Origin of the sequence: Ramlibacter sp. PS3R-8, assembly GCF_037572435.1 — a bacterium.
GTDB lineage: Bacteria > Pseudomonadota > Gammaproteobacteria > Burkholderiales > Burkholderiaceae_C > Ramlibacter.
This window is the reverse complement of sequence record NZ_JBBHGT010000003.1, coordinates 18,920-43,876: the sequence shown is the minus strand read 5'-3', so window position 1 is coordinate 43,876 and position 24,957 is coordinate 18,920. Positions and strand designations below refer to the sequence as shown.

General features: G+C 68.0%; 27 protein-coding genes. 13 read left to right on the top strand and 14 right to left on the bottom strand.

Annotation, left to right across the window (positions count from 1 at the left end; translation table 11 throughout):
* Window positions 1-16 precede the first annotated feature (16 nt).
* Together WG902_RS11605 and WG902_RS11600 are read left to right on the top strand one after the other, a co-directional pair.
* Window positions 17-1,012, top strand: coding sequence for a Bug family tripartite tricarboxylate transporter substrate binding protein (locus tag WG902_RS11605; RefSeq protein ID WP_340060242.1), 996 nt, complete (start codon window positions 17-19; stop codon window positions 1,010-1,012).
* Between the two features lie 2 nt (window positions 1,013-1,014).
* Window positions 1,015-1,434, top strand: coding sequence for an acyl-CoA thioesterase (locus WG902_RS11600; protein WP_340060241.1), 420 nt, complete (start codon window positions 1,015-1,017; stop codon window positions 1,432-1,434).
* Window positions 1,435-1,484: 50 nt separating this feature from the next.
* Here WG902_RS11600 and WG902_RS11595 read toward each other — a convergent pair whose 3' ends face one another.
* From WG902_RS11595 to WG902_RS11580, 4 genes are all read right to left on the bottom strand, one after another.
* The gene (locus WG902_RS11595; protein ID WP_340060240.1) at window positions 1,485-2,081 is read right to left on the bottom strand and encodes a cysteine hydrolase family protein; all 597 of its coding nucleotides are present in this window, start codon (window positions 2,079-2,081) and stop codon (window positions 1,485-1,487) included.
* A gap of 112 nt (window positions 2,082-2,193) precedes the next feature.
* Window positions 2,194-3,150 (bottom strand): tripartite tricarboxylate transporter substrate binding protein, encoded by a 957-nt coding sequence (locus WG902_RS11590; protein WP_340060239.1) that lies wholly within the window; start codon window positions 3,148-3,150, stop codon window positions 2,194-2,196.
* A gap of 116 nt (window positions 3,151-3,266) precedes the next feature.
* Entirely contained in the window at window positions 3,267-4,337 is a 1,071-nt protein-coding gene (locus WG902_RS11585) for a tartrate dehydrogenase (protein WP_340060238.1), read from the bottom strand.
* A gap of 98 nt (window positions 4,338-4,435) precedes the next feature.
* Window positions 4,436-4,846 (bottom strand): hypothetical protein, encoded by a 411-nt coding sequence (locus WG902_RS11580; protein ID WP_340060237.1) that lies wholly within the window; start codon window positions 4,844-4,846, stop codon window positions 4,436-4,438.
* 2 nt (window positions 4,847-4,848) lie between these two features.
* Between WG902_RS11580 and WG902_RS11575 the strand changes: the two genes are divergently transcribed.
* From WG902_RS11575 to WG902_RS11565, 3 genes are all read left to right on the top strand, one after another.
* Window positions 4,849-5,166, top strand: coding sequence for a hypothetical protein (locus WG902_RS11575; protein ID WP_340060236.1), 318 nt, complete (start codon window positions 4,849-4,851; stop codon window positions 5,164-5,166).
* A 49-nt stretch (window positions 5,167-5,215) separates the two neighbouring features.
* Window positions 5,216-5,644 carry a hypothetical protein gene (locus WG902_RS11570; RefSeq protein ID WP_340060235.1) on the top strand — a complete coding sequence of 143 codons (429 nt, stop codon included), beginning with the start codon at window positions 5,216-5,218 and terminating at the stop codon, window positions 5,642-5,644.
* An 84-nt stretch (window positions 5,645-5,728) separates the two neighbouring features.
* Complete coding sequence (locus WG902_RS11565; RefSeq protein WP_340060234.1) at window positions 5,729-6,610, top strand: LysR family transcriptional regulator; 882 nt, start codon at window positions 5,729-5,731, stop codon at window positions 6,608-6,610.
* A gap of 125 nt (window positions 6,611-6,735) precedes the next feature.
* Here the strand turns inward: WG902_RS11565 and WG902_RS11560 are convergent, their stop codons facing one another.
* The 3 genes from WG902_RS11560 to xdhC all read right to left on the bottom strand — a co-directional run bounded on the left by WG902_RS11560 (window position 6,736) and on the right by xdhC (window position 10,184).
* A complete protein-coding gene (locus WG902_RS11560; RefSeq protein WP_340060233.1) occupies window positions 6,736-8,052 on the bottom strand; it encodes a glycerate kinase type-2 family protein in 1,317 nt (438 codons plus the stop codon).
* Between the two features lie 16 nt (window positions 8,053-8,068).
* Window positions 8,069-9,268, bottom strand: coding sequence for a urate hydroxylase PuuD (locus tag WG902_RS11555; protein ID WP_340060232.1), 1,200 nt, complete (start codon window positions 9,266-9,268; stop codon window positions 8,069-8,071).
* A 112-nt stretch (window positions 9,269-9,380) separates the two neighbouring features.
* Window positions 9,381-10,184 carry a xanthine dehydrogenase accessory protein XdhC gene (gene xdhC / locus WG902_RS11550; protein ID WP_340060231.1) on the bottom strand — a complete coding sequence of 268 codons (804 nt, stop codon included), beginning with the start codon at window positions 10,182-10,184 and terminating at the stop codon, window positions 9,381-9,383.
* Between the two features lie 121 nt (window positions 10,185-10,305).
* Here xdhC and WG902_RS11545 point away from each other — a divergent pair, with 121 nt between their 5' ends.
* On the top strand, window positions 10,306-10,842 hold the full coding sequence (locus WG902_RS11545) for a hypothetical protein (protein ID WP_340060230.1): 537 nt from the start codon (window positions 10,306-10,308) through the stop codon (window positions 10,840-10,842).
* Between the two features lie 91 nt (window positions 10,843-10,933).
* Here WG902_RS11545 and uraH read toward each other — a convergent pair whose 3' ends face one another.
* On the bottom strand, window positions 10,934-11,287 hold the full coding sequence (uraH, locus tag WG902_RS11540) for a hydroxyisourate hydrolase (RefSeq protein WP_340060229.1): 354 nt from the start codon (window positions 11,285-11,287) through the stop codon (window positions 10,934-10,936).
* Between the two features lie 65 nt (window positions 11,288-11,352).
* On the opposite strand from uraH, the gene puuE reads away from it, so the two are divergent.
* Genes puuE through WG902_RS11520 form a run of 4 tightly spaced genes read left to right on the top strand, consistent with a single transcriptional unit; the run spans window position 11,353 to window position 16,241 of the window.
* Complete coding sequence (gene puuE, locus WG902_RS11535; RefSeq protein ID WP_340060228.1) at window positions 11,353-12,297, top strand: allantoinase PuuE; 945 nt, start codon at window positions 11,353-11,355, stop codon at window positions 12,295-12,297.
* Window position 12,298: 1 nt separating this feature from the next.
* On the top strand, window positions 12,299-14,089 hold the full coding sequence (gene uraD / locus WG902_RS11530) for a 2-oxo-4-hydroxy-4-carboxy-5-ureidoimidazoline decarboxylase (protein WP_340060227.1): 1,791 nt from the start codon (window positions 12,299-12,301) through the stop codon (window positions 14,087-14,089).
* The gene (locus WG902_RS11525; protein ID WP_340060226.1) at window positions 14,086-15,309 is read left to right on the top strand and encodes a M20 family metallopeptidase; all 1,224 of its coding nucleotides are present in this window, start codon (window positions 14,086-14,088) and stop codon (window positions 15,307-15,309) included. The genes uraD and WG902_RS11525 overlap by 4 nt, the downstream gene beginning before the upstream one ends.
* On the top strand, window positions 15,306-16,241 hold the full coding sequence (locus WG902_RS11520) for an MYG1 family protein (protein ID WP_340060225.1): 936 nt from the start codon (window positions 15,306-15,308) through the stop codon (window positions 16,239-16,241). Before WG902_RS11525 ends, WG902_RS11520 begins: the two co-directional genes overlap by 4 nt.
* Before the next feature lie 160 nt (window positions 16,242-16,401).
* Here WG902_RS11520 and WG902_RS11515 read toward each other — a convergent pair whose 3' ends face one another.
* The 6 genes from WG902_RS11515 to WG902_RS11490 all read right to left on the bottom strand — a co-directional run bounded on the left by WG902_RS11515 (window position 16,402) and on the right by WG902_RS11490 (window position 22,107).
* Complete coding sequence (locus tag WG902_RS11515) at window positions 16,402-17,379, bottom strand: SMP-30/gluconolactonase/LRE family protein (RefSeq protein ID WP_340060224.1); 978 nt, start codon at window positions 17,377-17,379, stop codon at window positions 16,402-16,404.
* A gap of 9 nt (window positions 17,380-17,388) precedes the next feature.
* Entirely contained in the window at window positions 17,389-18,399 is a 1,011-nt protein-coding gene (locus tag WG902_RS11510; protein ID WP_340060223.1) for an NAD(P)-dependent oxidoreductase, read from the bottom strand.
* The gene (locus WG902_RS11505) at window positions 18,396-19,679 is read right to left on the bottom strand and encodes a TRAP transporter large permease (protein WP_340060222.1); all 1,284 of its coding nucleotides are present in this window, start codon (window positions 19,677-19,679) and stop codon (window positions 18,396-18,398) included. Before WG902_RS11505 ends, WG902_RS11510 begins: the two co-directional genes overlap by 4 nt.
* A complete protein-coding gene (locus WG902_RS11500) occupies window positions 19,679-20,209 on the bottom strand; it encodes a TRAP transporter small permease (protein WP_340060221.1) in 531 nt (176 codons plus the stop codon). Before WG902_RS11500 ends, WG902_RS11505 begins: the two co-directional genes overlap by 1 nt.
* 61 nt (window positions 20,210-20,270) lie before the next feature.
* The gene (locus WG902_RS11495) at window positions 20,271-21,254 is read right to left on the bottom strand and encodes a TRAP transporter substrate-binding protein (protein WP_340060220.1); all 984 of its coding nucleotides are present in this window, start codon (window positions 21,252-21,254) and stop codon (window positions 20,271-20,273) included.
* 37 nt (window positions 21,255-21,291) lie between these two features.
* Window positions 21,292-22,107 (bottom strand): NAD-dependent epimerase/dehydratase family protein, encoded by an 816-nt coding sequence (locus tag WG902_RS11490; protein WP_340060219.1) that lies wholly within the window; start codon window positions 22,105-22,107, stop codon window positions 21,292-21,294.
* 113 nt (window positions 22,108-22,220) lie between these two features.
* Between WG902_RS11490 and WG902_RS11485 the strand changes: the two genes are divergently transcribed.
* The 3 genes from WG902_RS11485 (at window position 22,221) to WG902_RS11475 (ending at window position 24,945) form a co-directional block, all read left to right on the top strand.
* Entirely contained in the window at window positions 22,221-22,937 is a 717-nt protein-coding gene (locus WG902_RS11485) for a FadR/GntR family transcriptional regulator (protein ID WP_340060217.1), read from the top strand.
* 113 nt (window positions 22,938-23,050) lie between these two features.
* Window positions 23,051-23,962, top strand: a complete 912-nt coding sequence (gene kdgD, locus WG902_RS11480; protein WP_340060216.1) for a 5-dehydro-4-deoxyglucarate dehydratase — start codon at window positions 23,051-23,053, stop codon at window positions 23,960-23,962.
* 26 nt (window positions 23,963-23,988) lie between these two features.
* A complete protein-coding gene (locus tag WG902_RS11475; RefSeq protein WP_445263692.1) occupies window positions 23,989-24,945 on the top strand; it encodes a Bug family tripartite tricarboxylate transporter substrate binding protein in 957 nt (318 codons plus the stop codon).
* Window positions 24,946-24,957 lie beyond the last annotated feature (12 nt).

Genomic DNA, 24,957 nt, shown 5'->3' with positions numbered 1-24,957 from the left:
GCCAGGAGCCGGAACGATGTCAACCACCCCTTCCCTGCGGCGCGCGAGCCGTCGCACCCTGCTGGCCGCCGCCCTTGCCGCCTGCGCCCTGCCCGGCGCGGCCTTCGCGCAGGCCTATCCCAACAAGCCGGTGCGCGTCATCGTGAGCTTTCCGCCCGGTGGGGCTGCCGACCAGATCGCGCGGGCGGTGTCGGAGCCGCTGGCGCAGGCGCTCGGCCAGCCGGTCGTGGTGGAGAACCGCGCAGGCGCCAACGGCAACATCGCGGGCGACTACGTGGCCAAGCAGCCCGCCGATGGCTACACGCTGCTGATGTCGTCGGGCGGCACGGTCGCGATCAATCCGCACCTGTACGCGAAGATGTCGTTCGACCCGACGAAGGACCTCGTGCCGGTCGCTGCCGCCGCGCGCGTGCTGGTGTTCCTGGAAGTGAACCCGCAGAAGGTGCCGGTGCAGGACGCCAAGGGATTCCTGGCCTACCTGAAGGCCAACCCCGGCAAGCTGTCGTACGGGTCGCCCGGCAACGGCAGCTCGCCGCACCTGGCCGCCGAAATGATGAAGGCGCAGACCAACCTGTTCGCCACGCACATCCCTTATCGCGGCGCCGCGCCCGCGATGCAAGACCTGCTGGGCGGCCAGATCGATTTCATGTTCGACCCGGGCATCGGCCTGCAGCACGTGAAGTCCGGCAAGCTCAAGCTGCTGGCCGTGGGCAGCCCGCGTCGCTCGCCGCAGTTCCCCGATGTGCCCACGCTGGATGAAGTCGGCCTGAAGAACTTCGACGCCGACACCTGGTTCGGCTTCTATGCCGCCGGCGGCACGCCGCCGGCCGTGGTGGGCCGCCTGAACACCGAGATCAACAAGGTGCTGCGCAGCCAAGCCTTCATCGACCGCATGAACGCCATCGGCGCGATCCCCGCCCCGATGAGCGCATCGGACTTCGGCGCACGCGCGCAGATCGACAGCATCCGCTACGGCGCGTTGATCCGGGCGCGCAACATCAAGGGCGACTGAGCTTGGCCCGGACCGTCAGCTACGCCGTAAGGGTGGAGTTCGGGCACTGCGATCCGGCACGGATCGTCTGGTTCCCCAACTTCTACCGCTGGATCGACCACGCGTCGCGCCATTTCTTCATCGAATGCGGCGTGCCCCCGTGGCACGAAACCGAAAAGACGATGGGCGTGATCGGCACGCCGATCGTCGATTCGCATTCGCGCTTCCTGAAGACCGCCACCTACGGCGACGAGCTGGTGTTCGAAGTCAGCATTCCGGAGTGGCGCGGCAAGAGCTTCGTGCAGCGCTATCGCTGCGTTCGCGGCGCGGACGTGATCATGGAATGCGACGAGGTGCGCATCTTTGCCGGCCGCAAGGAAGGCGAGCCGGAGGCGATCAGGGCGCTGCCGATTCCGGAAGACATCAAGAAGCTTTGCGCGTAGCGCGACGCCGGGGTTCGCTGCGCGAAACCCGGCCTACGGGGCGCGGCGGGTCATGTCTTCGCAGGCCGGGTTGCGCGAACGCGCACCCCGACGTTGCGTGAACCACGCACGTCGCACTTCAGCACATCCTTCATGTACTTCACGCTCGCCGCCTTGGCCTGCGGCGTTTCCGCGGCGGTGCAGTCCGGCGGCACCCACACGCCCTCATAGCCGCGCAGGAAGGCGTCCGCCGCCGTCATCTGCACGCACATGTCGCTCGACAGCCCCGCCAGGACCAGCTCGCGCGCACCCATGTCGGCGAGCAGCAGCTCCAGCGCGGTGCAGTAGAACGCCGAGTGGCGCGGCTTGAGCAGCGTGATGTCGGTGGCCCGCGGCGCCAGCAGCCGCGCGATCTCGCCGCTGGTGTCGTCCCGTTCGCAGCACTGCGCCACCAGGCTCTGGAAATCCGACTGCCACACGCCGTAGTTGTCGTTGGCGTAGACCACCGCCACCTTCTGCCGGTCGAGCGCGGCCCGCAGGCGTGCGGTCGCGCGCGCGGCGGCGAGCGCCGGCCTGGCGAGCTTTTCCGCCCCGGGAAAGTTCAGGGGATTGATGAAGTCGACGAGGATCAGGACACGCGGGCTGCGCGGGACCTTGGCGGGTTTCATGGCGGAATGCTAGGACGATGCCCGCAAGGTGGTTGTCGGACGCTGCCCAGAAAAAAAGCGGCCTCGCGGCCGCTTTCGGAAACCCTGGGTCCCCGCATTCGCGGGGATGACGTCATTTCTTGCCGAGATTCAGCAGGGCCGCGCCTTCGGTGTACAGCTTGACCTTGGTGGCCATGAACCCGTCCATCTCCTCGAGGCCGACGTTCACCAGCTCGAAGCCGCTCTTGGCCGCCAGGTCCTTCATATCCGCGTCGTTGTTCAGCGCGCGCCACAGGTCCGACAGCCGCTTGCGCTCGGCCTGCGGTGTGCCCTTGGGCACGCCGATGCCGCGATAGGCGCCGTCGACCCAGTCGACCCCGAGCTCCTTGAAGGTGGGCACGTCGGGCATCAGCGGATGGCGGCGGTCCATCGCGACGGCCAGCGGGCGGATGCGTTCCTTGTTGTTGATGGCGAAGGCGGTGTACGTCATCGCGCCATCCACTTGCGCGCCCATCACCGAGGTGGCCATGTCGCCAGTCCCCTTGAACGGGACGTAGATCGTCTTCACGCCGAACGCCTTGTTGAAGCGCTCGTGCGCCGCATGGTTGGCGGAGTTCTGGCCGGAGCCGCCGAGGCTCAGCTTGCCGGGGGTCGCCTTGGCCGCCTTGATGAAGTCGTCGAACGTCTTGATGGGGCTTTGCGAGGGCACCACCAGGATGTCGGGCGTGTAGTGGAACCAGAAGACCGGCGTGATGTCCTGGGTCTTGTACTGGACCTGGCCTTCGATGGGCTGGAAGACGATGTGCGGCAGGTTGACGCCGACCACGTTGGCGCCGTCGGCGGGCAGCGTGTTGATCTGCGTCCACATCAGCGCGCCGCCGGCGCCGGCCTTGTACTGGATGATCGTCTCGATGTTGGGGCACTTCTTCTTCAGCACGTTCTGCTGGTGCCGCGCCGAGAGGTCGGACTCGCCGCCGGGTGGAAAGGCCTGCCAGTAGTTCACGTTCTTGTCGGGGCAGGTGACGGCCTGGGCCATCGCGCCGGGGGCGACCAGCGCGGCCAGGGCCAGCGTCGATAGGATGCGTTTCATGTCTTGTCTCCTTGAGTGTTGTGCGTGTCGGGGTGCGGCACAGCCGCAACCCGACCTACGACAGGGTGTCGGGTTGCACAGGCAGCAACCCGGCGAACTGGGATGGTGACCGAGGGTCAGCGGTTCTTCAACCGGGAAACCACTGCCGCCGTGACGTCAACCGTCTTCGCCTTTCCGCCGAGGTCGCCGGTGTGCAGCTTCGGGTCCGCGGTGATCTGCTCGATGGCCTTCATCAGGCGCGCGGCCGCTTCGTTCTCGCCCAGGTGCTCCAGCAGCATCACGCAGCTCCAGAAGGTGCCCACCGGGTTGGCCAGCCCCTTGCCCATGATGTCGAAGGCCGAGCCATGGATCGGCTCGAACATGCTGGGATAGCGGCGCTCCGGATCGATGTTGCCGGTGGGCGCGATGCCCAGGCTGCCGGCCAGCGCGGCGGCGAGGTCGCTCAGGATGTCGGCATGCAGGTTGGTGGCGACCAGCGTGTCCAGCGATGCGGGACGGTTGACCATGCGGGCCGTGCACGCATCCACCAGTTCCTTGTCCCACTTCACGTCGGGGAACTCCTTGCTCACCTGAACGGCGATTTCGTCCCACATCACCATGGCGTGGCGCTGCGCGTTGGACTTGGTCACCACGGTCAGCAGCTTGCGCGGCCGCGACTGGGCGAGCTTGAACGCGAAGCGCATGATTCGCTCGACACCGGCGCGCGTCATCATGCTGACGTCGGTGGCCACCTCGATCGGGTGGCCCTGGTGCGCGCGGCCGCCGACACCCGCGTATTCGCCCTCGGAGTTCTCGCGCACGATCACCCAGTCCAGGTCTTTCGGCGTGCAGCGCTTCAGCGGCGCGTCGATGCCGGGCAGGATGCGCGTCGGGCGGACGTTGGCGTACTGGTCGAAGCCCTGGCAGATCTTCAGGCGCAGGCCCCACAGCGTGATGTGGTCGGGGATGTGCGGGTCGCCGGCGGAGCCGAAGAGGATGGCGTCCTGGCCGCGCAGCGCGTCGAGGCCGTCGTCGGGCATCATCTTGCCGTGGGCGCGATACCAGTCGCCGCCCCAGCCGAAGCTGGTGAATTCGAAAGCGAAGCCGGCGCCGGATGCGGCCAGGGCCTGCAGCACTTCCTGGCCGGCGGGAACGACTTCCTTGCCGATGCCGTCGCCCGGGATGCAGGCGATCTTGTACGTCTTCATGGGGGATCCTTTCAAGCCGCCACTCTAGGCGAATGCGGCTGGAAAGAACGCTTGCGGATTCATGCCATTGTTCACCCGCAGGGAAACAATGGACCGCGTCAGATCGCGCGGTTGAGGTCCACCGCGATGCCGGCTTTCTTCATCTCGCGGGCCAGCATCAAGCGCCACAGGCCGCCGTCGTCCATCTGCTGGCGCGGCAGGTCGGCCACGCCGCTGCCCTCGCCCGGCTGCAGCACGACCAGCTTGGAGCGGCCGAGCGCGGCCAGCAGGAAGCCCAATTCGAGCTGGCGGTCCAGCTGGAGCACAACTGCGAATTCGGCGTTGCGCAAGCCTTCCAGTGCGTCGAACGATGCGGCCGAGGCCGGTGGCTGGACGATCACGGGTTCGAGCCCGAGGTCGGCGATGAACGTGGTGACCGCCTGGCCTGCCGCATCGTCGTGACACAGGATGGCGATACGCGGCGTGCGGCCGGAGGTTGCGGATGCGGGTGCAGGAGAGGAAGGAGCCATGGGTGCGGGTGCGGGTGCGGGTGCGGGTGCGGGTGCGGGTGCGGGTGCGGGTGCACGTGCGGGTGCAGGCGCAGGTTTGGGGGCTGGGGCAGGCGCAGGCGCCGCCTTCGGGGACGGTGCGGGTGCCGGTGCGGGTGCGGGTGCCGGTGCCGGTGGTGGTGGTGGAGCCGGTGGCGGCGGGGGCGGCGGCGGTGGTGGAGCCGGTGGCGGTGGCGGTGGCGGTGGCGGTGGCGGTGGCGGTGGCGGTGGCGGTGGCGGCGGCGGCGGCGGCGGCGGCGGCGGTGGCGGTGGCGGTGGCGGCGGCGGTGGTGCGGGCGTAGGTGCCGCAGCCGCCGGAGACACCGCAGGCGCAGGCGCAGGCGGCGCCGCTTGCCTGACGGGCTTGCCGGGGTTGGCGAGCCGCTCGCCGAGCAACTCGCTCACCGCGGTGAGCCGCGTGCCCGCCTCGGCCAGGGCCTTGCGCACCTCGTCGTGGAATTCCTCCTGCGTGTAGCGGTCACCGAAGGTCTGGTCGAGTGCCGCACCCAGCGGGGGGATGGCGTACTGCTTGTACTGCTCGCTGCCCGAGCCCACGGCTTCCGCCACCAGCTTGTTGACGGCCTTCTGGGTGTTCTCCAGTCGTTGGTCCCAGCGATCCTGGATGCCCGCGACGTTGAAGCTTTTCAGCTCCTTGATGCGGCGGCCGATGCGTTCACGCACCGCCTCGATCTCGGCTCGCTCCTCGGCACCCGCGGCCGTCTTGCTGTTGGACATGCAGCACTCCTCCTGCAGCATGGGACTCTAACAGCGGGAGCGTGAAAGCGATAGCGACATGATCGCGGCAGAATCGGTTGATTCTTTCCACGTCGCTCACCAGTGCCCAACGCAGCTGCCTCCCAGGAAATGCAATTCTTCAGCGTCCTCATGCGCTGCGGCAGCCTGGCCGCCGCGGCGCGGGAACTGCAGGTCAGTCCGCCGGCCGTCAGCAAGCGGCTGGCCGCGCTGGAAGCGCGCCTGGGCGTCAGCCTGCTGCACCGGACGACCCGCCGGCTCGCGCTCACCCATGAGGGCGAGACCTACCTGGCCCACGCGCGCCGGATCCTCGGCGAGATCGACGCCCTGGAGCGCGAACTGCAGGGCGCGCGCTCCGAGCCCAGCGGGCTGCTGCGCGTGAACGCGACGCTCGGCTTCGGACGCATGCATGTCGCGCCCGCCATCGCCACCTTCAGCCGGGCCCACCCGAAAGTCGAAGTCCAGCTGCAGCTCTCGGTCAATCCGCCGCCGCTGTCGGACGACGCCTTCGACGTCTGCGTGCGCTTCGGCGAACCGCCGGACGCGCGCGTCGTCGCGCGCCTGCTGGCGCCCAACCGGCGGCTGCTGTGCGCGTCGCCGGCCTACCTGCAGCGGCACGGCGCACCGCGCACGCCGCACGACCTGGCCGGCCACAACATCATCGCCATCCGGCAAGGCGACGAGACGTTCGGGCTCTGGCGGCTGCGCGCGGGCAAGCGCACGGAGAGCGTGCGCGTGCGCGGCAACCTGGCCACCAACGACGGCGAGATCGCAGTGAACTGGGCGTTGGCCGGCCTGGGCCTCGTGCTGCGCGCCGAGTGGGACATCGCGCGCTACCTGCGCAGCGGGCGGCTGCGGCAGGTGCTGGAGAACTGGCAGGCGCCGCCCGCCGACATCCATGCGGTGTATCCCGCGCGGCACCAGGGAACGGCGAGGGTGCGGGCTTTCGTGGATCACCTCGCGACGCATTTTTCCACCGGGCTGCCGACTTGATGCCGGGGTGCGGCTTCGCGCGCAACCCGGCCTGCGACTTGACCGGGGTGCGGCTTCGCGCGCAACCCGGCCTGCGATGCGTTCCGTAGGTCGGGTTGCGGCGAACGCCGCACCCCGACACCCGGTCACAACACCAGCATCGCCCGGAAATCATTCACGTTGGTGTGCGTCGGCCCCGTCACGACCAGATCCCCGAGCGCGCTGAAATAGCCATACGCATCGTTGCGCGACAGGAAGGCGTCGACCTTCATGCCTTGCGCAACCGCCCGCTGCAAGGTGTCGGGCCCGACGAACGCGCCGGCGTTGTCTTCCATGCCGTCGATGCCGTCGGTGTCAGCCGCCAGCGCCCACACGCCCTGCTGCCCCTGCAGGGCCTGCGCCAGGCCGAGGCAGAACTCGCCCGCCCGGCCCCCGCGACCCCGCGACGTGCCCTCGGCCTGCTTGCGCACCGTCACGGTGGTCTCGCCGCCGGACAGGATGACGCAGGGACGGCGGAAGGGCTGGCCGCGCAAGGCCACCGCGCGGGCCAGCGCCGCGTGCACCTTGCCGACCTCGCGCGACTCGCCTTCCATCTCGTCGCTGAGGATGTGCGCATCCAGCCCGGCGGCGCGTGCCGCCACGGCTGCGGCTTCCAGCGACTGCTGCGGCGTCGCGATCATGTGCAGCTGGTGTCCGGCAAACATCGGATCGCCCGGCTTGGGCGTCTCGAGCACGCCCTGCTGCAGCAACTGCATGATGGGCGGCGGCACTTCGATCGCATAGCGGCGAAGGATCGCGACCGCGTCCGCGCAGGTGGTGGCGTCCGCCACCGTCGGACCACTGGCGATGACCGACGGGTCGTCGCCGGGGACGTCGCTGATGGTGAGGGTGACCACTTGCGCGGGCGCGCAAGCCGCGGCCAGCCGCCCGCCCTTGATGCGTGACAGGTGCTTGCGCACGCAGTTCATCTCGGTGATGTTGGCGCCGGAGTCCAGCAGCTCGCGGTTGATGCGCTGCTTTTCCTGCAGCCCCAGGCCCTCCGCCGGGAGCGTGAGCAACGCCGAACCGCCGCCCGAAATCAGGCAGAGGACCAGGTCGTCCGGCGTCATGCCCTGCGCCAGTTCCAGGATGCGCTCGGCGGCGCGCAGCCCCGCGGCATCGGGAACCGGATGCGAAGCCTCGACCACTTCGATTCGTTCGGGCACCCCGGCAGGACGCGGGGGCGTGTGGTGGTAACGCGTGACGACCAGGCCCGACAGTGGCGCGTCCTGCGGCCACAGGGCCTCGACCGCCTGCGCCATCGCACCGCCGGCCTTGCCGGCGCCCAGCACCAGCGTGCGGCCGCGCGGCGGCGGCGGCAGGAACTGTTGGGTGTTGTGCAGCGGCAGCGCACGGTGCACGGCCGCGCGGTACAAGTGCTCCAGGAAAGCGCGGGGCTGGGTGCGGGGGTCGGGCGCGGCCATGCGCGATTGTGCCAACTCAATCCACCTTCGCGCCGCCCTCGAACCAGCGGCCGATCAGTGCCCGCTCCGCATCGGTGATTTGCGTCGCGTTGTTGAGCGGCATGGTCCTGGCGACGACGGATTGCTGGAACACGGCCTGTGCGTGCTGCTTTACGGCGGCCGGCGAATCGAGGCGCACGTTCTTCATCTGCACTTGCGCCCCATGGCATTGGTAGCAGCGCTGCTCGAGCACCTTCTGCAAGGCGGGGTAGTCGGCCGGGGCCGAGGCCACCCGGGCCGCCGCGCTGGTGTCGGGGGCCAGCCAGGCCAGCGTGGCTGCGATCACCGCCACTCCCACGGCGGCGTAAGGCGCTGGGTGCCGGTTGCGGCCCAGCTTCCAGCCGTGGCGCAGCACGAAGAACTGCCGGATCGCGGCGCCCGCAAACATCATCAGCACCAGCACCACCCAGTTGTGCGGGTGCGTGTAGAGGAAGCCGTAGTGGTTGGACAGCATCGCGAACACCACCGGCAGCGTGAAGTAGGTGTTGTGCACGCTGCGCTGCTTGCCGCGCCAGCCGTGCACCGGGTCCGGCGGCTCGCCTGCCTCGATGGATTTCACCACCTTGCGCTGGCCCGGAATGATCCAGAAGAACACGTTGGCGCTCATCGCGGTGGCGACCATCGCGCCCACCAGCAGGAATGCGGCGCGTCCGGCGAACCAGTGGCAGGCCAGCCAGGACGCCGCGCAGACCAGCCCCAGCACGAGCGCGCCGACGATCGCGTCCCCGTTCCTGCGCTGCCCGAACAACTGGCAGATCGCGTCGTACAGGATCCAGAACACCACCAGGAAAGACAGCGCCACCGAGACCGCCGCGCCCGGCGACCAGTTCATCAGCGACCGGTCGACCAGGTAGGTGCCGGCGTTCCACAGGTACGACACCGTGAACAGCGCGAATCCGGACAACCAGGTGGAATAGGCCTCCCAGTAGAACCAGTGCAGGTGCGGCGGCAGCGCGGGCGGCGCCAGCCCGTATTTCACCGGGTGGTAGAAGCCGCCGCCGTGCACGGCCCACAGCTCGCCCGTCACGCCTTCTTCGCGCAGCTTCGGGTCCGCCGCGGGCGTGAGGCTGCTGTCCAGGAAGACGAAGTAGAAGGAAGAGCCGATCCACGCTATCGCGGTGATCACGTGCAACCAACGCAGCAACAGGTTGGCCCAGTCGAGAAGATAGCTTTCCATGGTGCCGTCTATCCGCGGGACCTGCTCACCACTGCGGGCGCTCTGAGCAGAAAAGGGCCGCGCCGATGTGCGCCGCTGCGACCTGTGGACGGGAGTGTATCGCCTGGAGCGCTCATGGCAGTGGGGCCTGCAGCAGTTGCGCCGCCACCGCGATGGCGATGACTTCGGGCTCCTTGCCGCGCACGCCAGGCACGCCGATCGGGCAGGTCACCTGCGCCAGCTCCTGCTTGCGAAAGCCGCGCTCTTCCAGCCGGTGCCGGAACGTCGCCCATTTGGTCTTGCTCCCGATCAGGCCGACGTAGGGGAGGTCGCCGCGTTCGCGCAAGCGCGTCAGGCATGCGGCCACGACGTCCAGGTCCTCGGCGTGGCTGAAACTCATGATCAGCACGCGCGAATGCGGCGCGAGGTCCGCCACCGCCGCCTGCACCGGATCGGAATGTTCGCACCGCACGTTCTCGGGAACCTGCGCCGGAAAGATCTCGTCGCGGCTGTCCACCCAAGTCACTTCGACCGGCAGCGTGCCCAGCACGGTCACCAGCGCCCGGCCGACGTGGCCGCCTCCGAACAGCGCCACGGGGGCATGCCGGGAACGCAATTTCTCCGGCAGCCCCGCGGCATCGGCGGCGCCGATGCGCTCGAAACGCAGGTGCACGACGCCGCCGCAGCACTGGCCGAGGGAGGGGCCCAATGGATAACGCACGACCGGATCGCCGCTCGTCCCGGACAGGCGGCCGCGCGCTTCGTGGATTGCCGACAACTCCAGGTGACCGCCGCCTATCGTGCCAATCACTCCGTCCGGGAACACTGCCATCCAGGCGCCCTGCTCGCGCGGCACACTGCCTTTGGATGCGTCGACCCGCACCAACACCGCATCCGCGGTGGCCAGTTTGGTCGTGATTTCCTTGACGGGCAGCATATTGTTTACAGTGCAAGGCCTCCAGGGGAAGCGGTCGGTCCGGTAACCCGGGTCATCATCGAGGGGCGGGTCGTCCGAGGATTCGCCGGCGTTTTTTTCCGCCAACGGAGGAGGATTCAACATGAAGTATCGCCCGTCTCTGTATTCCGCGACGACCGCGCTGCTCGGCGCCGTCGCCTTGCTTGCCGCCTGCAGTTCCACGTCGCCGCCGCAGGAGCCCGTGGCCAGGCCGCACCTGCCCGCGCCCCAGGCGCCCGCAGTCGTCGCGGCCGCACCCAAGGCCGCACCGAAACCCGCTCCCACCATGGTGATCAAGACGTCGAACGCCACCAACCCGCGCGCCTATCGCTCCGATGCGGCCAGCCACCTCTACGCCCTGAACAAGGAACGCATCTACAAGGGCCGCATGCCGCCGCTGCTGTACGCCATCGGCGTGTTGCAGGTGGAGGTGGACGAACACGGCCAGGTCCGCAATGTGAGCTGGATGCGCGCACCGAACCACGCGCCGGAAGTCATGAAGGAAATCGAGAAGACGGTGCGTGCCGCGGCTCCATTCCCCGCGCCGGCGAAGATGGGCAAGGTGGTCTACACCGACACCTGGCTGTGGCACAAGAGCGGCAGGTTCCAGCTGGATACGCTGACCGAGGGGCAGGACTGAGTCCATGGCGGGGTCGCTTCGCGAACCCGCCCTACGACGAGGGCCGTGACCTGTAGGGCGGGTTCGCGACAGCGACCCCGCCGTTTCTTTTTCAAGACCCCCGATACGTCGAATAACTCCACGGACTGACCAGCAAGGGGACGTGATAGTGCTGGTCGGCGTGCGCGATGCCGAAGTCGAGCGTCACCCGGTCGAGGAACGGCGGCTGCGGCAGGTCCACGCCGCGCGAGCGGAAGTAAGCTGCCACGTCGAACACCAGCCGGTAGGTGCCCGTCTTCAGGCTGGCATTGTCGAACAGCGGACCGTCGGGGTTGCGGCCGTCCGCATTCAGCACGAACCTCTTGACCTGCACCGGCGCGGCACCACCCATGGCATGAAGCTCGACGGTCATGCCCGCGGCCGGCGTGCCGTGCATCGTGTCGAGGACGTGGGTGCTCAGGCCCATGGGATCTCCGCTTGGATTGTCCGCCGCAGTGTATACAGTTCAAGCTTCATTTCGCCGGTCCTCGCATGACATCCACCTACGACAGCACCAAGGCGTACCCGCGCGACCTGGCCGGCTATGGCCGCAACCCGCCGCACGCGCAATGGCCCGGCAACGCGCGGGTCGCGGTGCAGTTCGTGCTGAACTACGAGGAAGGAGGCGAGAACTCGGTGCTGCACGGCGATGCCGGGTCCGAGCAGTTTCTGTCCGAGATGTTCAACCCGCCCGCCTTTGCCGACCGGCACATGAGCATGGAGGGCATCTACGAGTACGGCTCGCGCGCCGGCGTGTGGCGCCTGCTGCGCGAATTCGAGCAGCGCGGGCTGCCGCTGACCGTGTTCGGCGTCGGCATGGCGCTTCAACGCTGCCCCGACGTGACGCAGGCCTTCGTGGCGCTCGGCCATGAAATCGCGTGCCATGGCTGGAAATGGATTCACTACCAGCACGTGGACGAGAGCACCGAGCGCGAGCACATGCGCCTGGCCATGCAGGTCATCGAGAAGATGACCGGCCAGCGGCCGCTGGGCTGGTACACGGGGCGCGACAGTCCCAACACGCGCCGGCTGGTGGCCGACTACGGCGGCTTCGAATACGACAGCGACTACTACGGCGACGACCTGCCGTTCTGGATGAAGGTGCGCAAGACGGACGGCGGCACCACGCCGCAGTTGATCGTGCCGTACACGCTGGACTGCAACGACATGCGCTTCGCGCTGCCGCAGGGCTACTCGCACGCCGACCCGTTCTTCCAGTACATGAAGGACACTTTCGACGTGCTGTACGCCGAGGGCGACGAATCGCCGAAGATGATGAGCATCGGGATGCACTGCCGCCTGCTCGGCCGGCCGGGGCGCATCACCGCGCTGCAGCGCTTCCTGGACCATGTCGCGCGGCACGATCGCGTGTGGGTCTGCCGCCGCCTCGACATCGCCCGCCACTGGAAACAGGTGCATCCTTACCAACAGGCCTGACATGCCCATCACCATCGAACAGATCAACGCGGCGTCCGTGGCCGATGCGGCACAACTGCTGGACGGCGTGTACGAACATTCGCCCTGGATTGCACGGCAGGCGGTGGAGCAGCGGCCGTTCCAATCGCCCGCCCACTTGAAGCAGGTGATGGCGGACATCGTGCGCCACGCGCCGCAAGACCGGCAACTGGCACTCATCCGTGCCCACCCGGAGCTCGCCGGCAAGGCCATGGTGGCGAAAACGCTCACGGCCGAATCGACCAACGAGCAGGCCAAGGCGGGCCTGACGCAGTGCTCGCCCGACGAGTTCGCGCGCATCCAGCAGCTCAACGCCGACTACAACGCCAAGTTCGGCTTCCCCTTCATCCTGGCCGTGCGCGGGCCGCGCGGCACGGGTTTGCCGCGCCGGCAGATCATCGATACCTTCGCCCGCCGCCTGGACAACCATCCGGAGTTCGAGCGCGCCGAGGCGCTGCGCAACATCCACCGCATCGCGGAGATCCGCCTGAACGACAAGCTCGGCAGCGAGCCCGCGCTCGGCAACCTGGTCTGGGACTGGCAGGAACAGCTGGCGCAGCACAGCGACCCCGGCTATGCCGAGAAGGGCCAGCTGACGGTGACGTACCTCACCGACGCGCATCGCGCCGCGGCGAAGCAGATCGCGGCGGACATGCGGGAGTGCGGGTTCGACGAGGTGGAGATCGACGCGGTGGGCAATGTGGTGGGGCGGTATCGGGGAGCATCCGCCGATGCGAGGACCCTCTTGACCGGCTCGCACTACGACACGGTGCGCAACGGCGGCAAGTATGACGGCCGCCTGGGCATCTTCACGCCGATGGCGTGCGTGCGCGAGCTCTCGCGCGCCGGCACGCGCCTGCCCTTCGGCATCGAGGTCGTCGGGTTCGCCGAGGAGGAAGGACAGCGCTACAAGGCCACCTTCCTCGGTTCCGGCGCCTTGATCGGGCACTTCAACCCGGCCTGGCTGGAGCAGAAGGACGCCCAGGGCATCACGATGCGCGAAGCGATGCGCCACGCGGGCCTGCCGGCGTCGGTGGAAGCGATCGCAACGCTGCGACGCGACCCCGCCCGCTACCTGGGCTTCGTGGAAGTGCACATCGAGCAGGGCCCCGTGCTCAACGCGCTCGACATCCCGCTGGGCGTCGTCACGTCCATCAACGGCGGCGTGCGGTACCTGTGCGAAGTGACCGGCATGGCCAGCCATGCCGGCACGACGCCGATGAACAGCCGGCGCGACGCCGCCGTGGCGGTGGCCGAACTGGCGCTGTTCGTCGAGCAGCGCGCCGTGCGGGATGGCGACTCGGTGGGCACGATCGGCATCCTGGAGGTGCCGAACGGATCGACCAACGTCATCCCCGGCCGTTGCATCTTCACGCTGGACCTGCGCGCCCCCACCGATCCGCAGCGCGACGCGATGGTGGCCGACGTGCTGGCAAAGCTCGAGGAGATCTGCCAGCGGCGCGGCGTGCGCTTCTCGATCGAGGAAACCATGCGCGCCGCCGCCGCACCCAGCGCACCGGCCTGGCAGGCCCGCTGGGAACGCGCGGTGCAGGCGCTCGGCGTGCCGCCGCATCGCATGACCAGCGGCGCCGGCCACGACGCCATGAAGCTGCACGAGGTGATGCCGCAGGCGATGCTGTTCGTGCGCGGCCAGAACGCGGGCATCAGCCACAACCCCCTGGAGTCCACCACCAGCGACGACATGCAGTTGCTGGTCGAGGCCTTCCGCCACCTGCTGCAGGACCTGGCGAGCGACTTGGAAAACGAACGATGAGCGATTACGAAAAACTGGACGCCTGGGTCGACGCGCACTTCGACGAGGAAGTGCGCTTCCTGCAGGAGCTGGTGCGGGTGCCCACCGACACGCCGCCGGGCAACAACACGCCGCATGCGGATCGCACCGTGGACCTGCTCAAGGCCTTCGGCATGCACGCGGAAAAGTACCCCGTGCCGCAGGACGAAGTGCAGGCGCAAGGGCTGCAATCCATCACCAACGTGGTCGTGCGGCGCCACTACGCGCCGGGCCGCACCATCGCCCTGAACGCGCACGGCGACGTCGTTCCGCCCGGCGAAGGCTGGACCCGTGACCCGTATGGCGGCGCCGTGGAAGACGGCATGCTCTACGGCCGTGCCGCGGCGGTGAGCAAGAGCGACTTCGCCAGCTTCACCTTTGCCGTGCGCGCGCTCGAATCGCTGCAGGCCAGGTTGAAGGGCAACGTCGAACTGCACTTCACCTACGACGAGGAATTCGGCGGCGAGCTCGGCCCGGGCTGGCTGCTGAAAAAGAAACTGACGAAGCCGGACCTGGTGATCGCCGCCGGCTTCAGCTACGAGGTGGTGACCGCGCACAACGGCTGCCTGCAGCTGGAAGTGACGGTCAACGGCAAGATGGCGCACGCCGCCATCCCGTCCACCGGCGTGGACGCGTTGCAGGGTGCGGTGCGCATCCTCAACGTGCTGTACGGCCAGAACGACATGTACCGGCAGGTCACCTCGCGCGTCGCCGGCATCACGCACCCGTACCTGAACGTGGGCCGCATCGAAGGCGGCACCAACACCAACGTGGTCCCGGGCAAGGTCGTCTTCAAGCTGGACCGCCGCATGATCCCGGAAGAGAACCCGGTGGATGTGGAGGCGACGATCCGCAAGGTGATCGCCGATGCGGCGGCCGGCTGCCCCGGCATCACCGTGGAGATCCGGCGCATGCTGCTGGCCCGGCCATTGCAGCCGCTGCCCGGCAACCAGCCGCTGGTGGCCGCGATCCAGAAGCATGGACGCGAGCTGTTCGGCCAGGAGATCCCGGCGATGGGCACGCCGCTGTACACCGACGCGCGTCTCTATGGCGAAGCGGGCGTGCCGGCCGTGATCTACGGGGCCGGTCCGCGGACGGTGCTGGAGTCGAACGCCAAGCGCGCCGACGAGCGCCTGCATCTGGAAGACCTGCGGCGTGCCACCAAGGTCGTCGCCCGCACCCTGCTCGACCTGCTCTCGTGACCCGCAGCATCGTCACCCACAGCGGGTCCTTCCACGCCGACGACGTGTTCGGCGTCGCGGTGCTGGCCGCCCTGCATCCTGATCATTCGCTCACTCGCACACGCGACACGGCCGCGATCGCCCAGGCCGACTTCGCGGTGGACGTCGGCGGCGAATGGGATGCCGCGCGCGGCCGCTTCGACCATCACCAGCGCGGCTTCGAGGGCGCCCGCCCGGGTGGCGAAGGCTATGCCAGCGCCGGCCTGGTCTGGCGTGAATTCGGAACGGCGTACGTGCGGCAGGTCGCCACGGGGTTGAACGCGACGCTCGCTCCCGCGGCCGTGGAGGCCATCGCAGCCGACCTCGACGCATCGCTGGTGCGCTACCTCGACATGGTGGACACCGGTGTGGCCATGGTCGCGCCCGGCGTCTTCGGCCTGTCCAGCCACGTCGCCGCCCTGAACAGCACCTGGCTCGAGGACCAGGGCCTTTCCGTCGACCAGCAAGGCGCGCTGCAACTGGAACGGTTCCGCGAGGCGATGGCGCTGGTGCAGCGTTTCCTGCAGCGCCTGGTGCTGCGGCGCGTGGGCCAGGAGCTGGCCGCCGACCGCGTGCGCGCGGCGCCGCGCCTGTTGGACGGCCGCGTGCTGCACCTGGCCGAGGGCGGCATGCCGTGGACCCGGGTGGTGCTGGACGAGATGCCGGACGTGCTGTTCGTGCTGTACCCGGAGCGCGACGACCAGGGCGGGCGTTACGTGCTGCGGACGGTGCCGGTGAAAGCCGAGTCGTTCGAAGCCCGGCGCGACCTGCCGCGGGCGTGGGCCGGCTTGCGCGATGCGCAGTTGGTGCAGGCGAGCGGGGTCTTCGACGCACTGTTTTGCCACACCAACGTGTTCATCGCAGTGGCGCGAAGTTTCGAGGGGGCGCTCAAGCTGGCGGAACTCGCCCTGTGAATGTCGGGGTGCGCTGGCGCGCAACCCGACCTACGAAGAGAGACCGGTAGGTCGGGTTGCGCGCAGCGCACCCCGACAACACGTCACGCACACCCCTGCGTGTTCAAATACAACGCATAGCAACTCGTAGGTCGGGTTGCGCGAAGCGCACCCCGACACGTCACGCACATCCCTGCGTGTTCACATACAGCGCATAGATCGAATGGCTCGCCGCCATGAACAGGCGGTTGCGGTGCCTGCCGCCGAAGCAGACGTTGGCGCAGCGCTCCGGCAGGTGGATGTGCGCGATGGCGGAGCCGTCCGGCGCGAAGACGCGCACGCCGTCCAGGGCCTCGAGATCCGCGCCTGCCGATCCGTTGCTGCCGAAGCCGCACCAGAGATTGCCCTCGACGTCGACGCGGAAGCCGTCGAAAGCGCCCGGCCCGTTGGCATCGGCGGCCACCCGCTTGTTCGACAGCTTGCCATCGGCCGCATGGTCATAGGCCCAGATGCGGCGATGCGGCACCGCGCGGCTCTCCACCACGTACAGGATCTTTTCGTCGGGTGAGAAGGCCAGGCCGTTCGGGGCCTGCAGGTCCGTGATCGCCTGTTGCAGCTTTCCGTCCGCACCGATGCGGTACACCGCGTGCGGCAATTCCGCTTGCGCCGGCTCGCCCTCCCAGTAGCCGGAGATGCCGAAGCTCGGGTCCGTGAACCAGACGGATCCGTCACGCGTGCAGACGATGTCGTTCGGCGAGTTCAGCCGCTTGCCGTCGTACCGGTCCGCCAGCACCGTGATGCTGCCGTCGTATTCGGTGCGCGTGACGCGTCGCGTCAGGTGCTCGCAGGTGAGCAGCCGTCCCTGCCGGTCACGGAAGTTGCCGTTGCCGTTGTTCGATGGCGCGCGAAAGTCGCTCACCGCGCCCGAGGCTTCGTCCCAGCGCACGATCCGGTTGTTGGGGATGTCGGACACCAGCAGGTAGCGGCCATCGCCGAACCACACCGGCCCCTCGGCCCAGCGCAATCCCGTGGCGAGGCGCTCGACCGATGCACTGAACAGGCGCAGCTTCAGGAAGCGGTCGTCGAGCACCTCGATGCGCGGGTCGGGGTACCGCGAGCTCGGCTCGAAGCGCGCATTGGCGCTGTCTGGGACATTCATCCGGTCACCTCAGGCTGCAGGAAGAAGGTGCAGGCGCGTCGCCTGCCCCGGGTTGAGCGCGCCGACGGGCATGCGGCCCGCCAGCAGTTCGGTCAACTGTGCCACGGTTTCGTGCGACTGGTGTTCTGCTGCCTCGGGCGTGAGCCCGGCGATGTGGGGCGTGGCCAGCACCTTCGGATGGCGCGCCAGCGCGGGCGACGGCATCTGGTCGGGAGCGCGGCCGACATCCATGGCGCAGCCGGCCAGGCGACCGCCGTCCAGCGCCCGCAACAGCGCGGCCTCGTCGACCAGCTCGCCGCGCGATGCATTGATGAAGCAGGCATCCTGCTTCATCGCGGCGAAGCGGCCGGCATTCATCAGGTTCTCGGTTTGCGCGTTCGCAGGTGCCAGGCACGCCACGTGGTCGGCCTGCGGCAACAACTCATCCAGCGCCAGCAGCGTGGCCGGCGCGTCCACCGCCTTGGCAAAGGGATCGCTCACCACGACGCGCATCCCCAGCGCCGCGCCCAGCTCGCCCAGCCTGCGGCCGATGACACCGTAGCCGATGATGCCGAGCGTCGCACCACGCAGCTCGCGGCCCATGCGCACCTCGGGTGGCACGCCGGTGCGATAGGCATGCACCGCATCCGCCTGGTGGCGGGACAGCGAGACCATCGCCCCGACGATCCACTCGGCGACTGAATTGGCGAAGCCCGGACTGGCATGCGTCACCAGCACGCCGGCCGCACTGGCTGCGGGCACGTCGACGTTGCGGACGTCCACGGCGCAGCGCTGGAAAACGGCCAGGCCCGGCAACTGCGCGAACAGCGTGGCGGGCGCGGCCGCCTGCCGGTCGCTGATGATCACCTGGCAGTCGCGCGCGGCCTCGACGAGCGCGTCGCCGAGCAGGGGCGCCTCGCCCGGATTCAGCCGCACCTGCGCGATGGCCTGCAACGCGGCAAGCGGCGCGGCCCCGTAATAGTAGCGGCGCGCCGTCTCCCCGTGGGTCAGCAGCACGCGCGGCTTGATGGCCGTGCTCACTTGAACATCAGGTTGGGCAGCCACAGCGAAATGGCGGGCACGTACGTCACCAGCATCAGCACCAGCAGCATCGCGCCAAAGAAGGGATAAAGCGCCTTCACCACCGCCTCGATCTTCAGCTTGGCCACCGCCGCTCCCACGAACAGCACGGCGCCGACCGGGGGCGTGAGCAGCCCGATGCCCAGGTTCACCATCATGATCATGCCGAAGTGCACCGGATCAACGCCCAGCTTGACCACCATGGGCAGCAGGATCGGCGTGAGGATCAGGATCAGCGGCGCCATGTCCATCAGCGTGCCCAGCGCCAGCAGCAGCACGTTGATCATCATCAGGATGACGTAGCGGTTGTCGGACAGCGTCGAGAAGAAGGCCGTCACCTTCAACGGGATCTGCATCAGCGTCATCAGGTAGCCGAAAGCCGCCGCGAAGCCGATCAGGATCATCACGATCGAGACCGTCTTGACCGTGCGGTGCACCAGCCTGGGCAGATCGCGCCACTTGTAGTCGCGGTAGATGAACATCGTGACGAAGAAGGCCCACACCACCGCGATCGACGCCGACTCGGTGGCGGTGAATACGCCGCTCAAGATGCCGCCCAGGATGATGATGATCGTGGCCAGGCCCCAGAGCGCGTCGATGCTGATGCGCACCGCCTGCTTCAGGGGGATGACCTCGCCCTTGGGGAAGTTGCGCTTCTTCGCGATGAACAGGCACAGGATCGCCAGGGTCAGGCCCAGCAGCAGCCCCGGCATCACTCCCGCCATGAACAGCGCGCCGATAGAGACGCCGCCGCCCGCCGCCAGCGAGTAGATCACCGCGTTGTGGCTGGGCGGGATCAGGATGGCCTGCACCGAGCCGCTCACCGTGACGGCGGTGGCGAAGTCGCGCGGATAGCCCTTGCGCTCCATCTCCGGAATCAGTACCGAGCCGATCGACGCCGTGTCCGCCACCGATGATCCGGAAATCGCGCCGAAGAAGGTGGACGCCAGGATGTTCACGAGCGACAGCCCGCCGCGGATGAATCCCACGAACACCGCGGCGAATGCCACCAGCCGTCGCGACATGCCGCCTTCGGCCATGATCGCGCCGGCCAGCACGAAGAAGGGGATGGCCAGCAGGGAGAACTTGTTGACGCCCGAGGCGATCTGGATCATCACCGCGTCCAGCGGCAGCTCCATCCAGAGCGCGCCGGCGAGCGCCGCCAACCCCAGGGAATAGGCGACCGGAACGCCGACGATCATCAACAGGAAGAAGCTTCCGAGCAGGACGAGCGTATCCATCAGATGGCCTCCTCGGCGACGCCGGCTTCATGGTCGAAGGTGCAGATCGGCCGCGCGTGCTGCGAACCGAACACCATGTGTTCCAGCACGAAGATGACCGTCAGCAGGCTGCCGAGCGGCAGCGCAAGGTAGGTGACACCGACCGGCAGCCACGGCAGTTCGCTGATGGTCTGGCCCATCATTGCCTGCACCAGCTTGGCGCCCCAGATCACGACGAAGCCGCTGACCAGCAGCATCGCCGCGTGGACGAACCACGCGCAACTGCGTTGCAACGACCGCGGCAGCCGGTCGGTGAGCATCTGCACCGCGATGTGCGCCCCGGCGCGATACGCGGCGGCGGCGCCGAAAAAGGTGAACACCACCATCATCAGGATGGCGATGGGCTCGGGCCACTGCGCGCCGTGCCCGAACACGTAGCGGGCGACCACGCCGATGGGGATGATGGTGCACATCACCAGCAGCGCGATGCCGGAAACCCAGATGCACGCGAGGTACAGCGCGTCAAGGAGGCGAGCGACGGGATGGATCATGGCGGTTCCGTGAAAAAAAGCCGCCTGCGGGGTGCAGGCGGCGTGGGCGTTGCGCGGAGCGTTACTTGACGTCGTTGATGCGTTGCATCAGGCTGGCGAACTGCGCGCCGTACTTCGCGCGGACCGGCGCCGTCGCGTCATAGAAGGGCTTGGTGTCGGTGTTGATGAACTCGATGCCGGCGGCCTTGAGCTTCTGGGTGTATTCCGCGACGCTCTTGTCCCACAGCGCGCGCTGCTCCATCTGCGCCTCGCGCGAGAACTTCATCACCAGGGCCTGCTCGTCCTTCGACAGCTTGTCCCAGGTCACCTTGGACATCACGAAGATCTCGGGGATGATCAGGTGATTGGTCTGCGTGTAGTATTTGACGGTCGTGTACTGGTTGGAGGTGAACAGCGTGGGCGGGTTGTTCTCGGCGCCGTCGAGGATGCCTGTCTGGAGCGCACCGTACACCTCGGTGTGGCCCATGGAAATGCCGTTGCCGCCCATCGCGTTCATGGTGTCGACGAACAGCGGGTTGCCCATCATGCGGATCTTCTGGCCCTTCAGGTCCTCGGGCTTGCGCACCGGCTTCTTGGTGTACAGGCTGCGGGAGCCGGAGTCCATGTAGCCCAGGGCCACCAGGCGGGCCGGGCTGTTGGTGATCTTCTCCAGGATCTCGGCGCCGATCGGGCCATCGATGACCTTGCGCATGTGCGCCTCGTCGCGGAAGACGAAGGGCATGTTGAACACGTTGACGTCCGGCACCACGGGGCCGAGCACCCCCAGCGAGATGCGCGCGATCTGGATGGCGCCCACCTGGGTCTGCTCCACCACCTCCTTCTCGCTGCCCAGCACGCCGCCGGGGAACATCTGCAGCTTGATATGGCCCTTGGTTGCCGCCTCGAGCTTCTTGCCCAGGTTCTCCACCGCGACCACGTTCGGGTAGCCGGCCGGGTGCACGTCGGAGGCCTTGAGCGTGATGGTGCCCTGCGCGGCGGCGGACCAGGCCGCGCCGGCCATGGCCGCGGCTGCGGCGATCCGGATGATGTGACGTCGTTTCTGCATGCTTGTCTCCTTGGGGTTCACGGTTTGCCTTGCGGCGTTATTCGAAAGGGCCCATGCGCACATAGGCGCCGCCCTGCAGCAGGACCGCCGGATCCTGCAGGTCCAGCGTGGGTTGCGCCGCCTCGCGCGCCGCGCGGTACGGTTCGGAACTGTCCTGCGGGCGAAAGCCGATGTGGCGCGCTGGGGTGTTGTCCCACCAGGTCGTCGTGTTGCCGGACATGCCGTAGACGATGCTGTGGCCGACCACGGGCGCGGTCAAGCTGGCAATCACCAAGCGCTCGAGGTCGTCGTAGCTGAGCCAGGTGGCCAGCATCCGGCGGTCCTTCGGTTCGGGGAAGGAGGAGCCGATGCGCAGGCAGACCGTTTCGATGCAGTAGCGGTCGAAGTAGAAGCGCGACAGGTTCTCGCCGAAAGCCTTGGACACGCCGTAATAGCCGTCCGGCCGCACCGGCATGGTGGCGTCGATCACCTCGTCCTGCCGGTAGAAGCCGGTGACGTGGTTGGAGCTGGCGAAGACGATGCGCTTGACGCCGTGCTGGCGCGCGGCCTCGTACAGGTTGTAGACGCCGATGATGTTGGCCTGCAGGACGGGGTCGAAGGCCTGCTCGGTGGAAATGCCGCCCAGGTGGACGACCGCATCGATTCCCTTCAACAACGCGTGGATGGCGGCCTTGTCTTCCAGCGCGGCCTGCACCACCTCTTCACCCGAATTGGCGGCTTCCATGGCGGCGACGTCGCTGACGCGCAGCAAGGTGCAATGGGGAAGCAGGCGCGGGCGCAACTGGCGGCCGAGGGCGCCGGCGGCGCCGGTCAACAGGAGCCGGCCGAGGGCCGCGGAAGGGGCTGTTTTCATTTCGTCCTTGGGGGGGCGGCCTGCTACAGTGCGCCGAAAAAGCTTGTCATCCGTTATCAGTCGTCGTACAAGTATGGCTACGGCGACCTCGCCGGCAAGAGAGGGTTTACCCGATGAATGAAGTGGTCCGTCGCCGTCCCCGCGGACTGGCCCATGACCTGGTCGACACCCTGGGCGGGCGCGTGCGCGACGGCTCGCTGGCGCCGGGCGAGAAGCTGCCGACCGAGGCGGCCATCATGGAGGAGTTCGGCGTCAGCCGCACCGTCGTGCGCGAGGCGATCTCGCGCCTGCAGGCCGCCGGCCTGGTGGCCACGCGCCACGGCGTGGGCACCTTCGTGGTCGGCATGGGAGACGCCACCACTTTCCGCATCACGCCCGACAAGCTGGGGACCCTGCAGGACGTCATCGCCGTGCTGGAACTGCGCATCGGCGTGGAGACGGAAAGCGCCGCCCTGGCAGCCAGCCGCCGTACGCCGGAGAACCTGGCCACCCTGCGCCATGCGCTGCAGGCCTTCATCTCCGCCCTCGAAGAAGGGCGCGACGCCGTCGGGCCGGACTTCCAGTTCCACCTGGAGATCGCCAAGGCCACCCAGAACCATCACTTCGTGGACTTGATGGCGACGCTGGGCGGAATGATGATCCCGCGCGCCCGGCTCGAACCCGGGCCGCTGACGCCGGAGCGCCAGGCCTACCTTCGGCGCGTGAACGCCGAGCACGAGAACATCGTGGACGCGATCTCGCGCCAGGATCCGGAGGCCGCGCGCGCGGCCATGCGCACGCACCTGGCGAACAGCCGGGAGCGCCGCAAGCGGCTGGCCGAGCAGCGGTAAAGGCTGCGCAGAGCGCGCAGTTTCTGGATCCCCGCCTTCGCGGGGACGACGGTCGCGGTTGCACCGCTATTCCGTCGGTTGTATGATGTCCTATCTCTTCGACCGGAATCACCATGTCCCCCTCCGAACTGAAAAAGGCCCTCTCCTCCGGCCTGCTCTCCTTCCCCCTGACCGATTTCGATAGCCAATTGCGCTTCGAGCCCAAGGGTTACGCGGACCGCCTTGAATGGCTGATGCCTTATGGCGCCACCGTGCTGTTCGCCGCCGGCGGCACCGGTGAGTTCTTCTCGCTCGAGCCGCAGGAGTACGGCCAGGTGATCAAGGTCGCCGCCCAGACGTGCAAGGGCCGCGTGCCCATCGTCGGCGGCGCCGGCGGCGGCACCACCCTGGCCATCAAGTACGCGCAGGAAGCGGAACGCAATGGCGCGCAGGGCGTGCTGCTGCTGCCGCACTACCTGACCGAAGCCACGCAGGACGGACTGGTGCTGCACGTCGAAGCGGTCTGCAAGAGCGTGAAGATCGGCGTGGTCGTCTACAACCGCGGCGCGACCCGCCTGACCGCGGAATCGCTGCTGAAGCTGGCCGAGCGCTGCCCCAACCTGATCGGCTTCAAGGACGGCACCGGCGACATCGAGCGCATGGTCTCCATCCGCCAGAAGCTCGGCGACCGCTTCGCCATGATCGGCGGCATGCCGACGCACGAGGTCTATGCCCACGCCTACAAGGCACTCGGCGTACCCACGTATTCGTCGGCCATCTTCAACTTCATCCCGCGCACGGCGATGGAGTTCTACAACGCCTACTGGGCCGGCGACACCGCCACCACGGGCCGCCTGATCGACGAATTCTTCCTTCCTTACCTGGCCATCCGCGCCAAGGGCGAGGGCTACGCCGTGTCCATCGTCAAGGCCGGCGCCACCATCGTCGGCAAGTCGGCCGGCCCGGTGCGCCCGCCACTGTCGGACCTGAAGCCGCAGGAAGTGGAAGAACTCGCCGCGCTGATCCGCAAGCTCGGCCCGCAATAAGCCAGACCCAAGGAGACCACACCATGATCAAGAAGACGCTGATGGGACTGGCGATCGCCGTGTCCGCCGTGACCGCCCTCGCTGCCTACCCCGAGAAGACCGTGACGCTGGTCGTGCCCTTCCCGCCCGGCGGCTCCACCGACGCCATCGCCCGCGTGATCGGACAGAAGCTGCAGGAGAAGCTGGGCCAGAGCTTCATCGTCGACAACAAGGCCGGCGCCACCGGCACCATCGGCGCGGCGTTCGTCAAGCGCGCGCCCGCCGACGGCTACACCTTGTTCGTGTCCTCGCTCGGCCCGTTCGTGATCGCGCCGCACCTGATCAAGGGCGTGCAGTACGACGCGCTGAAGGACCTGGACCCGATCACGGTGGCCGTGCAGGCGCCCAACGTGCTGGTGGTTCCCGCCAATTCACCCTACAAGAACGTCGCCGAAATGCTCGACGGCCTGAAGAAGAACCCGGGCAAGGTGAGCTTCGCATCGTCGGGCAACGGTTCCTCCGACCACCTGTCCGCCGAGCTGTTCTGGCAGCAGACCAACACCACGGGCCTGCACATCCCGTACAAGGGCGGCGGCCCGGCCATCAACGACCTGCTCGGCGGCCAGGTGGACTCCGCGTTCGTCAACATCAACAGCATCATCCAGCACATCAAGGCGGGCAAGGTGCGCGCGCTGGCCATTTCCTCGGAGAAGCGCAACCCGCTGCTGCCCGACGTCCCGACGCTGCAGGAGCAAGGCGTCAAGGGCGCCGAGGTGCAGTCCTGGCAGGCCGTGGCCGGCCCGAAGGGCTTGCCGGCCGACGTCAAGGCCAAGCTGCAGGCCGAGATCAAGGCGGCGCTGAACGACCCGGCCGTCAAGGAAAAGCTGCTGGCCCAGGGCTTCGAGATCGTGGCCAACACGCCGGATGAGTTTGCGCGTTTCCAGGCCGTCGAATTCGCCAAGTGGAAGAACCTGATCGAAACGCGCAAGATCACGGCCGATTGAACTGCAGCAGGT

Excerpts from the sequence above, each read along its gene's own strand:
- WG902_RS11525 (WP_340060226.1), top strand. The coding sequence starts at position 14,086 with ATGAGCGATTACGAAAAACTGGACGCCTGGGTCGACGCGCACTTCGAC.
- xdhC (WP_340060231.1), bottom strand. The coding sequence starts at position 10,184 with ATGCTGCCCGTCAAGGAAATCACGACCAAACTGGCCACCGCGGATGCG.
- WG902_RS11485 (WP_340060217.1), top strand. The coding sequence starts at position 22,221 with ATGAATGAAGTGGTCCGTCGCCGTCCCCGCGGACTGGCCCATGACCTG.
- WG902_RS11555 (WP_340060232.1), bottom strand. The coding sequence starts at position 9,268 with ATGGAAAGCTATCTTCTCGACTGGGCCAACCTGTTGCTGCGTTGGTTG.
- puuE (WP_340060228.1), top strand. The coding sequence starts at position 11,353 with ATGACATCCACCTACGACAGCACCAAGGCGTACCCGCGCGACCTGGCC.
- WG902_RS11605 (WP_340060242.1), top strand. The coding sequence starts at position 17 with ATGTCAACCACCCCTTCCCTGCGGCGCGCGAGCCGTCGCACCCTGCTG.
- WG902_RS11515 (WP_340060224.1), bottom strand. The coding sequence starts at position 17,379 with ATGAATGTCCCAGACAGCGCCAATGCGCGCTTCGAGCCGAGCTCGCGG.
- kdgD (WP_340060216.1), top strand. The coding sequence starts at position 23,051 with ATGTCCCCCTCCGAACTGAAAAAGGCCCTCTCCTCCGGCCTGCTCTCC.
- WG902_RS11590 (WP_340060239.1), bottom strand. The coding sequence starts at position 3,150 with ATGAAACGCATCCTATCGACGCTGGCCCTGGCCGCGCTGGTCGCCCCC.
- WG902_RS11560 (WP_340060233.1), bottom strand. The coding sequence starts at position 8,052 with ATGGCCGCGCCCGACCCCCGCACCCAGCCCCGCGCTTTCCTGGAGCAC.
- WG902_RS11490 (WP_340060219.1), bottom strand. The coding sequence starts at position 22,107 with ATGAAAACAGCCCCTTCCGCGGCCCTCGGCCGGCTCCTGTTGACCGGC.
- WG902_RS11565 (WP_340060234.1), top strand. The coding sequence starts at position 5,729 with ATGCAATTCTTCAGCGTCCTCATGCGCTGCGGCAGCCTGGCCGCCGCG.
- WG902_RS11500 (WP_340060221.1), bottom strand. The coding sequence starts at position 20,209 with ATGATCCATCCCGTCGCTCGCCTCCTTGACGCGCTGTACCTCGCGTGC.
- WG902_RS11505 (WP_340060222.1), bottom strand. The coding sequence starts at position 19,679 with ATGGATACGCTCGTCCTGCTCGGAAGCTTCTTCCTGTTGATGATCGTC.
- uraH (WP_340060229.1), bottom strand. The coding sequence starts at position 11,287 with ATGGGCCTGAGCACCCACGTCCTCGACACGATGCACGGCACGCCGGCC.
- uraD (WP_340060227.1), top strand. The coding sequence starts at position 12,299 with ATGCCCATCACCATCGAACAGATCAACGCGGCGTCCGTGGCCGATGCG.
- WG902_RS11495 (WP_340060220.1), bottom strand. The coding sequence starts at position 21,254 with ATGCAGAAACGACGTCACATCATCCGGATCGCCGCAGCCGCGGCCATG.
- WG902_RS11545 (WP_340060230.1), top strand. The coding sequence starts at position 10,306 with ATGAAGTATCGCCCGTCTCTGTATTCCGCGACGACCGCGCTGCTCGGC.
- WG902_RS11580 (WP_340060237.1), bottom strand. The coding sequence starts at position 4,846 with ATGGCTCCTTCCTCTCCTGCACCCGCATCCGCAACCTCCGGCCGCACG.
- WG902_RS11595 (WP_340060240.1), bottom strand. The coding sequence starts at position 2,081 with ATGAAACCCGCCAAGGTCCCGCGCAGCCCGCGTGTCCTGATCCTCGTC.
- WG902_RS11585 (WP_340060238.1), bottom strand. The coding sequence starts at position 4,337 with ATGAAGACGTACAAGATCGCCTGCATCCCGGGCGACGGCATCGGCAAG.